The sequence below is a fragment of the Flavobacterium branchiarum genome (assembly GCF_030409845.1).
Lineage (GTDB): Bacteria > Bacteroidota > Bacteroidia > Flavobacteriales > Flavobacteriaceae > Flavobacterium > Flavobacterium branchiarum.
This window is the reverse complement of sequence record NZ_JAUFQQ010000005.1, coordinates 2220143-2233262: the sequence shown is the minus strand read 5'-3', so window position 1 is coordinate 2233262 and position 13120 is coordinate 2220143. Positions and strand designations below refer to the sequence as shown.

11 protein-coding genes are annotated in these 13120 nt (G+C 32.3%); 8 read left to right on the top strand and 3 right to left on the bottom strand.

The features are described from left to right. Positions 1 to 42: 42 nt before the first annotated feature. On the bottom strand, positions 43 to 2250 hold the full coding sequence (locus QWY99_RS21635; protein ID WP_290268040.1) for a TonB-dependent receptor: 2208 nt from the start codon (positions 2248 to 2250) through the stop codon (positions 43 to 45). Positions 2251 to 2451: 201 nt separating this feature from the next. Then, the gene (locus QWY99_RS21630; protein ID WP_290268038.1) at positions 2452 to 2796 is read right to left on the bottom strand and encodes a hypothetical protein; all 345 of its coding nucleotides are present in this window, start codon (positions 2794 to 2796) and stop codon (positions 2452 to 2454) included. A 192-nt stretch (positions 2797 to 2988) separates the two neighbouring features. On the opposite strand from QWY99_RS21630, the gene QWY99_RS21625 reads away from it, so the two are divergent. Further along, a complete protein-coding gene (locus QWY99_RS21625; RefSeq protein WP_353960589.1) occupies positions 2989 to 3756 on the top strand; it encodes a porin family protein in 768 nt (255 codons plus the stop codon). Here the strand turns inward: QWY99_RS21625 and QWY99_RS21620 are convergent. Further along, entirely contained in the window at positions 3751 to 4359 is a 609-nt protein-coding gene (locus QWY99_RS21620) for a hypothetical protein (protein WP_290268036.1), read from the bottom strand. The genes QWY99_RS21625 and QWY99_RS21620 overlap by 6 nt on opposite strands. A 664-nt stretch (positions 4360 to 5023) precedes the next feature. On the opposite strand from QWY99_RS21620, the gene QWY99_RS21615 reads away from it, so the two are divergent. The 7 genes from QWY99_RS21615 (at position 5024) to QWY99_RS21585 (ending at position 12713) form a co-directional block, all read left to right on the top strand. Then, a complete protein-coding gene (locus tag QWY99_RS21615; protein ID WP_290268034.1) occupies positions 5024 to 7495 on the top strand; it encodes a bifunctional UDP-N-acetylmuramoyl-tripeptide:D-alanyl-D-alanine ligase/alanine racemase in 2472 nt (823 codons plus the stop codon). A gap of 85 nt (positions 7496 to 7580) precedes the next feature. Beyond that, complete coding sequence (gene mscL, locus QWY99_RS21610; RefSeq protein WP_290268032.1) at positions 7581 to 7958, top strand: large conductance mechanosensitive channel protein MscL; 378 nt, start codon at positions 7581 to 7583, stop codon at positions 7956 to 7958. Between the two features lie 163 nt (positions 7959 to 8121). After that, complete coding sequence (locus tag QWY99_RS21605; protein ID WP_290268030.1) at positions 8122 to 9111, top strand: aspartate-semialdehyde dehydrogenase; 990 nt, start codon at positions 8122 to 8124, stop codon at positions 9109 to 9111. A 120-nt stretch (positions 9112 to 9231) separates the two neighbouring features. Further along, positions 9232 to 9741 (top strand): SMI1/KNR4 family protein, encoded by a 510-nt coding sequence (locus QWY99_RS21600; RefSeq protein ID WP_290268028.1) that lies wholly within the window; start codon positions 9232 to 9234, stop codon positions 9739 to 9741. Positions 9742 to 9764: 23 nt separating this feature from the next. After that, positions 9765 to 10229, top strand: coding sequence for a DUF4265 domain-containing protein (locus QWY99_RS21595; protein ID WP_290268026.1), 465 nt, complete (start codon positions 9765 to 9767; stop codon positions 10227 to 10229). A 24-nt stretch (positions 10230 to 10253) separates the two neighbouring features. Beyond that, positions 10254 to 10847: a hypothetical protein gene (locus tag QWY99_RS21590; protein WP_290268023.1), complete on the top strand. Its 594-nt coding sequence runs from the start codon at positions 10254 to 10256 to the stop codon at positions 10845 to 10847. A 348-nt stretch (positions 10848 to 11195) separates the two neighbouring features. Then, on the top strand, positions 11196 to 12713 hold the full coding sequence (locus QWY99_RS21585; protein ID WP_290268021.1) for a tetratricopeptide repeat protein: 1518 nt from the start codon (positions 11196 to 11198) through the stop codon (positions 12711 to 12713). Positions 12714 to 13120 lie beyond the last annotated feature (407 nt).

Genomic DNA, 13120 nt, shown 5'->3' with positions numbered 1-13120 from the left:
TATCGTTAGCGCTTTCAGTGTTCCTTTTTACAATTTATTCTCTTACAAATTAAAGTTAACTCCTAAAACAATGTTACGTCCTATATTAGGAATTCCGTCTGTTTTTAGTCGAGATAGGTGTGCGATGTATTTTTTATCGAATAGGTTATTTCCGTTTATATTCACATCAAAAGCAGTTTTACCAAATTTCACTTTTCCTCCAAAACCTAGATTAACTAATGAATATGATTTAGATGCTGTTTCAAAACCACTTACATTATCCTGATTAAATGTTGAACTCACATTTAAAGTTGCAAAACCATCTTGAAACCAGTTCTTGATATTAAACTCTGTTCTTATGGTATTGTTCCAATTGTTTGCAGGAATTAATGGTAGGTAATCTCCATTTTGTTTTTTTCCAGTAACCGTTTCAAAACTTGTTTCAAAATGCAACCAATCTAAAGGATGTGGATGAAAATGCAATCCTATTTCTCCACCATACAATTTGGCATTGTCCTGAATATAAGCAAAAACAGCATTGTCTTCAATAACTTCACCTGTTGGCGAAGTATAAATATAATTGTTTACGTGGTTATAAAATCCATTTACGAAAAACTCAAAATGGCTGTTTTTATATTCTAAGTTCAAATCGGTTTGTACGTTTTGTTCCGTTTTCAAGGCTGCGTTTCCAATTTCGTAACGATTTGTTCCTTCATGAACTCCGTTAGATGTTAGCTCAGCCAAGTTTGGCGCTCTAAATCCTGAAGCAACATTTAAACGCAAGGTTAAGTCATCGGCAAGATTAGTCTTGTAACCCAACGATGCATTAAAACTATCAAACGATTTGTCTAATGCCTGAAAATAGCCTTCTTCTCCTTCTATTCCGTGAGCAATCGAAGTAATCTTTCGGTTATCAAAACGCAAACCTGCTTGGATCACATTTGTTTTCCACTCATAATTTGCCGTTCCAAAAACACCAAAATCATTTGTAGTAGCATCTGGAATTAAAAATTCTTCCCCCGAATTTTTATTCGTTTGGTGCATTCCTTGAACCCCAACAATAGTTTCAATTTTACCCATTTTAGGCAAATGGTATTTTGCATTGTAATTAAATGTTTTCAATTTCATGCGCAATGAAGCATCATTACTATCTTCAAACTCACTTCTATCATTTGTGATATAACCCAAATCAACATCTAGTTTTGAATTTTGAAAAAAGAAAACGTTGTTTAAACTCAACAAATGGTTAAAAACTCCTTGTCTAGGAAACTCGGTATTCTTGGTAGTTGTTTGTTCTCCAAAACCTTCTTCGGGAATTCCTAAATCCAACTTATTGTAGTTGTAACGCAAAACACTTGAGAAACTTGAATTGCTATATCCTATTCCGGTTTTAAAATCGGTTTCGTTGTAACGCGTGTTTGTTACACGATCACTATCGCCAGCTTTATAATCAGAATGCGAATTAAAACTTCCGCGTGCTAAAAACTTCCAATTTTCTGTAGATGTTTTTAATCCTATCGAAGAGTTAGTTCCTTGTGTATTGGTGAAATATTTCTGATTGAAATTTGCTTTAAATTCGCCTGCATCTGCAAATTTTTCAGGGTTAAAATACAATACACCTCCCAAAGCATCTGAACCATATAATAAAGATGCTGGTCCTTTTATAACCTCAACACTCTCTACTCCTGAATCATTTAAGCCTAATCCGTGCTCGTCTCCAAATTGTTGATTTTCTAATCGAACCCCTTGTGAATATACTAAAACACGATTCCCACTTAATCCTCTAATTACTGGTTTACCAATAGAAGTTCCTGTAGAAATTTGAGAAACTCCTGGTATTGTTGCCAATCCTTCTATTAATGTTGAAGTCCCTTTTTGCTGTAATGTTTTAATCGTTTCATGCTCAACTTTCATTACATTTTGAGATTGTAATTTGCTAAATGCTGTTGATACAATTACTTCATCCATTTCAAAAGCGGCTTGCGTAAGCAAAATATCTAGTGTATTCTCTTTTAATAATTTTTCGATATTTTTATTCTGAGTTGTATAACCTACAAACGTAAATGCGATACGCAACGCTCCTTTTGGAAGATTATTTAAGCTGTACTTTCCGTTTTCGTCTGTTGTAGTTCCTTTATGTAATTCTGCTACATAAACCGAAACTCCAGGAACGGGTTGATTTTGTAAATCGGTTACGGTTCCTGAAACTGTATTTTGGGCATTAATCAAGCCCGAGAACCCTAAAATTAGGGCAATTATTATTTTTTTCATTGAAAATGATGCTATAGTTTAGATGATTTCTTCTTTTAAAAAACTCAAAAAAATGTATCAATACGCTCATTAACTCCGACAACTATCAGAATTAGTGAACCATTAGTACCATTCGAATTTATAAACAAAGACTTTGTTTGATTGTATGAAAATCAAAACTGGGTAAATACATAGTATTCCGTGAATATCGGATACAAAAAACTAAACTACGGGTGGACCTCGAAGAGAATATAAACTTCCAGAAAACAAAACAGGTTTTTCTGAAAAGGGAAAGAAATAAGGAATTTCATCCTGAAAAAAGGGCACCTGAAAAGTAAATTTTTCAGGAGTAATATAACTACTTAAAGCAAAATGACATACATAACAAAAATCGAAATTATGATGCTGATGCGTTATTTCGGTATTTGTTACGTTATATTCATGATGACATTGCTTTTCTGAAAATTCTTGTACAATATGCTCATAACTATGTACTGACTGAAACAACATTGAGAACAATATTGTCATAGCCAAAGAAAAACTAATTATGAATTGCTTCTTTTTCATGCACCACAAAGGTATAAAAAACATGTCACAGAAATAGAAACCATATTAATTTCATTAAAATATAGCGTTAATACACAAATAGTAATAAATGCATGTACGCAGAATAGCATCGGCTTGTATGCCCCTAAAATTTAAGAAAGCAGAATAATCACGATCAAATCACAACCGAAACGCTCAAAATCTTATATTTGTATGGTTTATATCAAAATGCAAAAATCACTCCTACTCTTGGAACAATCATTAAAACCAAAATCCAACATGCGATTATTTTTTAGTTGTTTATTTTTAATATCGTTTCTAAATGTTTTTTCTCAAGAAGAGAAAGCACCTGCTACCGAAGCGCCAAAAGTAAAAATTGATTCTCTGTACCGAGAAGATCAGTTTTATTTTGCTGTTACTTATAATGCATTGAACAATGCTCCTGAGGGATTATCACAGAAGAAGTTTTCTGCGGGAATAAACTTTGGTTTCCTGAGAGATATGCCTATTAACAAAAACCGAAACGTTGCCATTGCTACTGGTTTAGGTTTCAGTTACAAAAATTACTTTCAGAATATTGCTATTACTGGAACAAAGGATGCTCCTATATACAATGTGATAAATTACTCTAATGTAAACTCGAACAAATTCACTCAATATTTAGTAGAAGTTCCTCTTGAATTTAGATGGCGAACTTCGACTTTCGAAAGCTATAAATTTTGGAGAATATATGGTGGAATAAAATTCAGTTATGTTCTTTTTGACCAATCTGTTTACAAAGACTCCGAACAAAAAGTAACCATTAAGAACAATTCCGATTTCGAAAAGTTTCAATATGGCGTATATATGTCTGCAGGATTCAATACTTGGAATGTCTATGCTTATTATGGTTTAAAACCTTTATTTAAATCAGCAAAAGCAGGCACTGAGGATATCGATATGAGAACAATGAATATTGGTGTTATCTTCTATATTCTATAGCCAAAAAACCAAAAAAAGCAATTGCGGAATTATTCCTATTAGTAGCCCGATAAGGAGTTCCTTATTGGTATGCGCATTCATTTCTAGACGAGAAGAAGCAACAAATCCATTCATCAATATAAAAAACGCAACCCAATACAGCATACTCGGCAACTCAAGATGACGACTCAATCCTATTGCAAAAATTGTTAATCCGCTAATAGCCATCATGTGCAAACTAGCTTTTATCTTAAAAAAAGACAGTACTAGTGCAATTATAGTACTAAACAATACGCCTAAAAAGAAGAAATGCAACTCTGGATATCGCATATATACCACACTGCGCTTGACTAACAAAATAATCAGAAAGCAATGAAGCACCAGCGGAATCCTACGTTGTGATGTTTCATGAATCATAATCGAATCTGCATTTCCTGTTGAGCGAAGCAGTAAGAAAAACAATATCGGCACCAAAACCGTGATAATTACTATCTGAAAAAGAATAAAAAATTTCTCTTCATTGGCAAACGCATCTTCTTTAAAAAAAAGATAAAATACACTCGCATACATCGATATAAATAAAGGATGGAATAGATAAGAAATTATTGGAAGAATCTTTTTCAACTGCTTGATTTTATTGTCTTCAACAAATATAAAAAAATATATGGCTGTGTATAATATGTTCTAAAAATTAACAGTTCTTAAGATAGAATACGGATAACGCAGATTTAACGCACAGTTTCGATAACTATAGAGACATCGATTTCTTGCCACAGATTAAAGGATTAAAAAAGATTAAAAAACGTTGAGAGTAATTATTTTAACACATAGAGACATAGCTATCGGAACATAGTTTTTTTTGCCACAGATTAAAGGATTAAAAAGATTAAAAAACGTTGAGAGTAATTATTTTAACACATAGAGACATAGCTATCGGAACATAACTTAACAAAGTCTAAAAAAGACGTTTCACTTAAAATAAATCACATAGCCTATGTGGAAAAAAACTTTTTTCTCTTAAATCACCTTTGTTCATCAATTCTTATTCCGATAGCTATCATAACTATGTCTCTATGTGTTAAATGCTATTTTTGCAAATTTTACCCAACAAGTTAAATAAGTAAGATTTATAGAATCTTGCTCATTTTTAAGAAAATATTAAAAACTCTTTTTCTACCTTTAATGCTTCAAATTACGTCATGGTTTTCTAATTCATCACAACCACCATTTCATTTTTTTAATAAAACATTTTACACAAAATATCCAACATAAAATAGTTCCCAACGCAATGCCTATAAATCTTAAAAATATAATTCAAACGCTTCATGCAAAATGGTTTGGAGGCAACTCCGACATCAACATCGACCATATTTCTATTGATAGTCGTTCTTTACAAAACGGACCTAAAACATTGTTTTTTGCTTTAAGCGGGCCTAACAATAATGCTCACGATTATATTCCTGACTTGATCGAAAAAGGCGTTCATAATTTTGTGGTAACCGAAATTCCTGAAAAATATACCCAAAGGGCTAATTATATAGTTGTCGAAAATCCGCTAGCAGCTTTACAAGAAGTTGCAGCATATTATCGTGGTCTTTTTAATTTTCCTATTATCGGATTGACCGGTAGTAATGGTAAAACGATAGTAAAAGAATGGCTTAATTTCTTGCTAAGTCCCGATTATAATATAATCAGAAGCCCTAAGAGTTACAACTCACAAGTTGGCGTTCCGTTATCGGTTATCGCAATTAACGAAAAACACAATCTGGGTATTTTTGAAGCTGGAATTTCTACCGTTGCTGAAATGGACAAGCTAGAAAAAATTATAAAACCCACTATCGGATTGCTTACCAATATTGGATCAGCACACGATGAAGGCTTTTTAAATCTGGTTCAAAAAATAGACGAAAAACTACTTCTATTTAAAGAATGCCCTGTAATTATTTATCAGAAAAATGAGGTTGTGCATTCTTGCTTGACTCAATTTGCTGCTGAATATATGCTGGAGTCAAGACAGTTATTTTCTTGGAGTTTTACAGATAAAAAAGCTGATGTTTTAGTTTCGACAAAAGAATCTCATAACGAAAGTACCGCAATACAATACCAATATGAGAACGAAATAAACGATTTTACTATTCCGCTTCAAGATGATGCCTCTATAGAAAATGCCATTTCTTGTCTGATGGTTTTATTGTATTTAAAATACGATTCGGCTACAATTCAAAACAGAATGCATTTATTGTATCCTGTAGAAATGCGTTTGGAAGTAAAAACCGGAATCAATAATTGTAGTATCATCGACGATAGTTACAGCTCCGATTTCCAATCCTTAAAAATTGCATTGGATTTCTTGGAAAGCCAACATAAATTCAAAAAGAAAACGGTCATTTTATCTGACATTCTCCAGAGTGGTTTTTCTAATGACGAATTATACACAAAAGTAGCCCAACTTATCGAATCTAATAAAATAAGTCGCGTAATTGGTATTGGCTCTACGATTTCAAAATTTGCCGATAAATTTTCTAATTGCATTACTTTTCCTGATACTGCCGAGTTCATTGCTCACTATGAATCATTAGATTTTGCAAACGAAACCATTCTTATAAAAGGCGCACGCACATTCCATTTTGAAGAAATTGTTGCGCTACTTGAGGAGAAAACGCACGAGACAATTCTTGAGATTAACCTCAACGCAATTGGACATAATCTTAATTTCTTTAAATCCAAAATAAATCCAAACACCAAAATGATGGTGATGGTAAAAGCATATAGCTATGGAAATGGAGGACTTGAAATTGCCAAATTACTCGAACACCACAAAGTAGATTATCTAGGTGTGGCTTTCGCCGATGAAGGAATAGTTCTTAAAAACGGAGGTATAAAATTACCTATTATGGTACTTAATCCCGAAACCACGACTTTTTCGGCTATTATTCAGCACCAATTAGAACCAGAAATTTATAGTTTAAAAGGATTAAATGCCTTTTTAAAAATTGCCAAAGAGAAAAAGTTACATCATTTCCCTATTCATATAAAACTAGATACGGGAATGCATCGATTGGGGTTTGAAGCCAATACACTCGATGAATTAATTGCTACGCTAAAAGGCAATTCAACTGTTGAAGTAAAAAGTATATTATCTCATTTGGCAACTAGCGATGAAGAAAAACATTTTGACTTTGTGCTTTCGCAAATTGATTTATTCGAAAAGCTATCTTCTAAATTAATGACTGAGTTAGCTATTAATCCCATTCGTCATATTTTGAATACTTCAGGAATTAGCAATTTCCCGCAAGCACAATATAATATGGTGCGTTTAGGAATTGGTTTATACGGCGTTTCTAATGATCCAGCTGAACAAAAATACCTAGAGAACGTAAGCACATTAAAATCAATTATATCTCAGGTAAGAACCATTCCTGCTAATGATAGTGTAGGTTATGGACGCAAATTTATGGCAGAAAAAGAAACTCGAATTGCTACAATTCCTATTGGATACGCCGACGGAATTGCCCGACTTTGGGGTAACGGAGTTGGTTTTGTAACCATAAAAGGAAAAAAAGCACGAATTGTTGGAAATGTTTGCATGGACATGCTCATGGTCGATGTAAGTGCTATAGATTGCAAAGAAGGTGACGATGTGGTAATCTTTGGCGAAAGCCCAACTGTAATAGAAATAGCTCAGGAATTACGCACTATTCCTTATGAAATCCTTACCAGTATATCGCAACGTGTGAAACGCGTATTTTTCCGTCAATAATATTTTAGTCGCTATTTGGTTAAAATATCCGAAATATTACTTATTTTCGAGTAAGAAAAAATTTTAAACTAAAACAAAATCAAATATGGGAATGTTATCTGAATTTAAGGAATTTGCAATGAAGGGCAACGTGGTCGATTTAGCTGTCGGTGTCATAATTGGTGGAGCTTTTGGTAAAATTGTAAGCTCATTTATCGAAGATGTAATTACTCCGTTGCTATTAAAGCCTGCATTAGATGCTGCGCATTTATCGACAATCGAAGAACTAACCGCTTTTGGAGGTGTAAAATATGGTTTGTTTATCTCGGCAGTAATTAACTTTTTAATTGTTGCTTTCGTATTGTTTATTATCATCAAAGGTATAAACCATGCTAAGAAAAAAGAAGTTGCCCCTCCTGCTGCTCCAGCTGGACCAACTCAAGAAGAATTATTGACTCAAATTAGAGATTTATTAAAAAAATAATCCGCTACACTATAGTCTAACTAAACCGTTCAGAATCTGAACGGTTTTTCTTTTATGTTACAAATATAACTTTTTGTTATTTTTTGTTAAGCCGATTGTTTTCATAATCATTATCACTATTTTTGCACTTAAAATTAATATATTCATAATAAAAAATATAAAGATGAGAATAGCAATTGTAGGCGCTACCGGAATGGTTGGCGAAGTAATGCTAAAAGTATTGGCAGAAAGAAATTTCCCAGTTTCTGAATTAATTTTGGTTGCATCTGAAAAATCAGTTGGAAAACAAATCGAATATAAAGGAACAAATTATACCGTAGTTGGCTTGCAAACTGCAGTTGACATGAAAGCTGACATTGCAATATTCTCTGCAGGTGGCGAGACATCATTAGAATGGGCTCCAAAATTTGCAGCAGCTGGAACAACAGTTATTGATAATTCATCGGCGTGGAGAATGGATCCAACCAAAAAATTAATCGTTCCCGAAATTAATGCTTCTACCCTAACTAAAGAAGATAAAATTATAGCAAACCCAAACTGCTCGACTATTCAAATGGTCTTGACTTTGGCTCCATTACACAAAAAATACAACATTAAAAGAGTTGTTGTTTCTACTTACCAATCTATTACTGGAACGGGTGTAAAAGCAGTAAAACAACTTGAAAACGAATATGCTGGTGTAAAAGGTGAAATGGTTTACAAATACCCTATTCACAGAAATGCAATTCCTCATTGTGATAGCTTTGAAGAAAATGGATACACTAAAGAAGAAATGAAACTGGTTCGCGAAACTCAAAAAATCCTTGGTGATAAAACTATTGCTGTTACTGCAACTGCCGTTCGTGTACCTGTTGTTGGTGGACATAGCGAGGCTGTAAATGTTGAGTTTACAAATGATTTTGATGTTAATGAAGTTCGTGAAATTTTACATCATACAGACGGTATCGTTGTTCAAGACAACCTTGACACTTTTACATACCCAATGCCTCTTTATGCTGAAGGCAAAAACGATGTTTTTGTAGGTCGTATTCGTCGTGACGAAAGTCAACCAAACACTTTAAACATGTGGATTGTTGCCGATAACTTAAGAAAAGGTGCCGCAACAAATACAATTCAAATTGCTGAATATTTAGCAGCTGCAAAATTGGTATAAAACCTCTATTTATATTTTAATAAAAGCCGTAATCACGAAAATGATTGCGGCTTTTCTGTTGAAAAAATAACATTCTCAACAATAAAAAAGCCATATCTTAGCTGTCAAAAATTCAAACGCATGAACTTCGAAAACTATAAGGTAATTCCAAATTACAACACGCACAGAACCGACTTATTTCTTGCTGATGATGAAGACATTCAGGCTTGCGAGCAAACACTAAACATAACTTTTGACAACAATTACAAAGAATATGTTTTAACGTATGGAAGCGGCATTCTTGGCGGAACCTACGTAAGAATCTATCTTCCTGAAACTATAGTACTAACTATTACTGAATGGAAAAAGAGAATTAATGAATATTGGTTTTGGGATGAAGGCGCAGACGTTTTAACAAAAGAACAAGTTTTAGACTCCGTTAGAATCGGAGATACATTTGATGGAGATGAAATCATTCTTTACAAAAAGGAATATTACGTTTTACCACGAAATAGCGAAAAGATATACAAAATTGGTAAAACACTCGAAGAAGCTATAAACTGGTTGTGTTCATCAGGAATTTTAACTGAGCCTTTCTCAGAACGAGAATTTGAACCTTTTGACCCAAAACAATGGGCCGATAAATTATAATAAAACAATAGCATCTAATTAAAATGGCAGAAGAACAAGACAAATATGTCAAAATAGTTTTTAAATTTTTCAGTAAGATTCTTAACGAACCTGCTGTAGAAACATTATGGGCAACAACTATTAATGAAGAAAATGGATTGTACAAACTGGATAATATTCCGTTTTATGCTCCTGTTTCTTTTGAAGATGTAGTATTTGCAACATTTGACGAAGACGAACAAAAATTGGTTTACAAACAAACTATTGAACATTCTGGAAACTCAACAATTCAGGTTATCGTTTTAGACAAAACTACACCTATAGATGATTTACGTGAACTATTTACGGAGCTTGGTTGCGAGTCAGAAAAATTCAATAAAGACTATTTTGTGATACAGATTCCATCAACACTAAAATACGATGCAATCCGACAAAAATTAATTGAATTAGAAGAAGCAAAAATTATAAATTACGCAGAACCTGATTTATCTGATAATCACTGGTATTAATAATTGTGAAATGTAAATTGTGAAATGATTGAATCTAGAGTCAATATTTGGGAAGAGTTTGCAAAAAAATCAGATGGAATTTTTATTGAAGGTAACTCTTGGGTTTCTGATAAAACTGAATTTGAACACAATAACTTCAAAATTATCTTTGACAATTTTACTATTTGGTCAGGTAAATACAGTACTGAAACAACTCGAATAATTGTCCCTTTTATTTCTAACGATAATTTTAGATTTGAAATTTACAGGACAGGTTTTGTTCGAGCAATAGAAAAGTTATTTGGAGCACAGGATGTCACAATTGGCCGTCGTGATTTTGATAAAGAATTTATAATCAAAACAAACAATGAATTCAAAGTAAAATCTTTCCTTCAAAATCAAAAAATACGAGATTTAATAACATCCCAAAAAGAAGTAAATATTGAAATATCAGATCAAAAGGGTATTTGGGAAGAAAAGCTTCCAGAAAAAAATCTCGAATTGTCATTTTATGCAAATGATGAAATAAAAGATATCGAACGTTTAAAATTATTATTGCATCTTTTCAAAGAAATGACTGATTCACTATTTAAAATGAAATCAATAATACCAATTACAATAAAACAGAATAAATTATAAATTACACAGATTTTTTTAAGAATAATGCTTAGTCTAAAACAGCATTATTCTTAAATCTCAAAGGTCATTTATAGCCTTATTACCTCATATAGCTTTGTTTAATTTCCCCTGAACACATAAAAAAAAACAGGTTTAATTTTATAAAAATCACTTTTTTTATATAATTTCGCTGTACGAATACTCCCTTTACTCCCCCCCTTTTTATACAATAATCAAATCCCTATGTGTTAGAAATAACAACATCAAGGATTATTTATTAATTTAGATATCAAAATCAATTGCTATTGATGCATATTCATTCCCATAAGGTATAGCATCTTATAGAGGAGAATAAAAAACATGCTGTACATGAGTAGAAAAACAAACCAGAAAACAATCCATATTAGTACTACAATGAAAAAGAATATTTCAATACTATTATTTTTATTCTTTCTGTCCAATACCATCGTTTTCGCCCAAACATATACTAAACAGCAGATAGATAGTTTGGTCAGCCTAGGTGAGAAACATATTTATAATATGGATATCAAAACAAAACCGCTGGCTTTGGAGATTATAGAGCAATCTAGAAAAGCTCAATATATTCGTGGAATTATTGATGGTTACCAATTGATAATTGCCTATTATTGTTTTTTAGGAGAGTTTAAAACGGCACAAGAATATATCGCTATTGCAGAAAAAGAGTTACCCGAAGAAAAAGATAGCCCCTCATTTATTGACATAATACGCCTAAAAGGAGATTGTTATAATAGAACAGGACTTTTTCAAAGAGCGCGAAAAGAATTCAATAGATGTCTTACTATAGCAGATAAAATACAGGATAAAAATATTAAACACGGTATCAAAGCAAATGTTTATAATTCTATTGCAATGACCATAAGCAAACAAGACAAAACAAATGATTCCTTATTTTACTATTACAGAAAGTGCATTTCTGAGTTTCAGCAAAGAACCGGTCAAGAAGAAGGAAAAAATAGAGCAATAGCACAAGCTAATATAAATATCAGTACTTCTTTCATACAGATTAAGAAATATGATTCTGCGGCTTATTACGTTCAAAGAGCACTTAAAATACTACATAAAAACGACACCTCCATTCTCAAATTAAATGCTTATAAAAATTTAGGAGACATTCATTTAGGCAAAAGAAGGTATGACTCTGCAATTTATTACTATGAATCAATATTAAAAAAAACCGAAGCAGCCAACCAATCCTATATTTTAAGTAATGTATACTCTAAGCTATCAAATATTTATTCAGTTCTCAATGACGACAAAAAATCTAAAGCATATCAAGATCAATACATAACCATAAACAAAAAGATTAGCAAATTAGAAGAAGAAGCCCTAGAAGCCTCTATAGAGAGCATGGGGCAAAAAAACAAGGCTGAACTTGAAACTTCTCGAACCATTTTTAATATTATTATTGGTTTTATGATACTTACTTTCGGTACTATAGCGTACCATTTTATTAAAAAATTTAGAAAAGTAAAAGCAGATAAAAAAAAGAAGGGAGAACTACTTTATGAGAAGGAAGAAGAACTAGAACGTTTAACTGATTCTAACAAACCTACTTTACAAGAAGTATTACAATTAGCTATCAATAAAGACCCCTCTTTTAATACTAAATTTCAGGAACTAGAACCAGACTTTTACGACAAATTAAATCAAAAAGCCAATTCTGCTCTTAACTATAATGATTTAATATTTTGCGCTATGATACGTCTAGGATTCATAACAAAAGAAATAGCTCAAAATCTAAATTCTACAGTAGGTGCTGTTGAAACTCGAAAGTATAGATTAAGAAAAAAATTGAATCTTGCTTCTTCAGATGAGGATCTTACAATCTGGATGATGAATCTTTAAAAACTACCTTCAACCCATTGGCTGTAATTATTACAACACCTTGTTCCTGTAGCTATCGAAACAAGGTCTCTATGTGCTAAACATCATTATTACTACACAAGCGAAGCCAATTGACGAAATAATTATACCCATCACAGATTCCCTTTATATTTTACACGCCGTTAAACAGTATAATTTAGCGCAAATTAAACGGATTCGTTATCATGAAGACTCAGATTTATTTGTGTTGTATTTTAAAATACAATAACACCTAACAAAGTTTTACTCTACCCTTTTATCTTTACAAAAATAATGATCTAAAGGCGGGTACTTACATTTAAAACAACCCAAAAGCACCTATTTTTTTTTCATTTTTCAATTAATTATTCATTCCTTCTTGATTTATTTAACAAAAAAAAAGAAAAGGA

Excerpts from the sequence above, each read along its gene's own strand:
- QWY99_RS21635 (WP_290268040.1), bottom strand. The coding sequence starts at position 2,250 with ATGAAAAAAATAATAATTGCCCTAATTTTAGGGTTCTCGGGCTTGATT.
- QWY99_RS21590 (WP_290268023.1), top strand. The coding sequence starts at position 10,254 with ATGATTGAATCTAGAGTCAATATTTGGGAAGAGTTTGCAAAAAAATCA.
- QWY99_RS21625 (WP_353960589.1), top strand. The coding sequence starts at position 2,989 with ATGGTTTATATCAAAATGCAAAAATCACTCCTACTCTTGGAACAATCA.
- QWY99_RS21615 (WP_290268034.1), top strand. The coding sequence starts at position 5,024 with ATGCCTATAAATCTTAAAAATATAATTCAAACGCTTCATGCAAAATGG.
- QWY99_RS21605 (WP_290268030.1), top strand. The coding sequence starts at position 8,122 with ATGAGAATAGCAATTGTAGGCGCTACCGGAATGGTTGGCGAAGTAATG.
- QWY99_RS21585 (WP_290268021.1), top strand. The coding sequence starts at position 11,196 with ATGAGTAGAAAAACAAACCAGAAAACAATCCATATTAGTACTACAATG.
- QWY99_RS21630 (WP_290268038.1), bottom strand. The coding sequence starts at position 2,796 with ATGAAAAAGAAGCAATTCATAATTAGTTTTTCTTTGGCTATGACAATA.
- mscL (WP_290268032.1), top strand. The coding sequence starts at position 7,581 with ATGGGAATGTTATCTGAATTTAAGGAATTTGCAATGAAGGGCAACGTG.
- QWY99_RS21595 (WP_290268026.1), top strand. The coding sequence starts at position 9,765 with ATGGCAGAAGAACAAGACAAATATGTCAAAATAGTTTTTAAATTTTTC.
- QWY99_RS21600 (WP_290268028.1), top strand. The coding sequence starts at position 9,232 with ATGAACTTCGAAAACTATAAGGTAATTCCAAATTACAACACGCACAGA.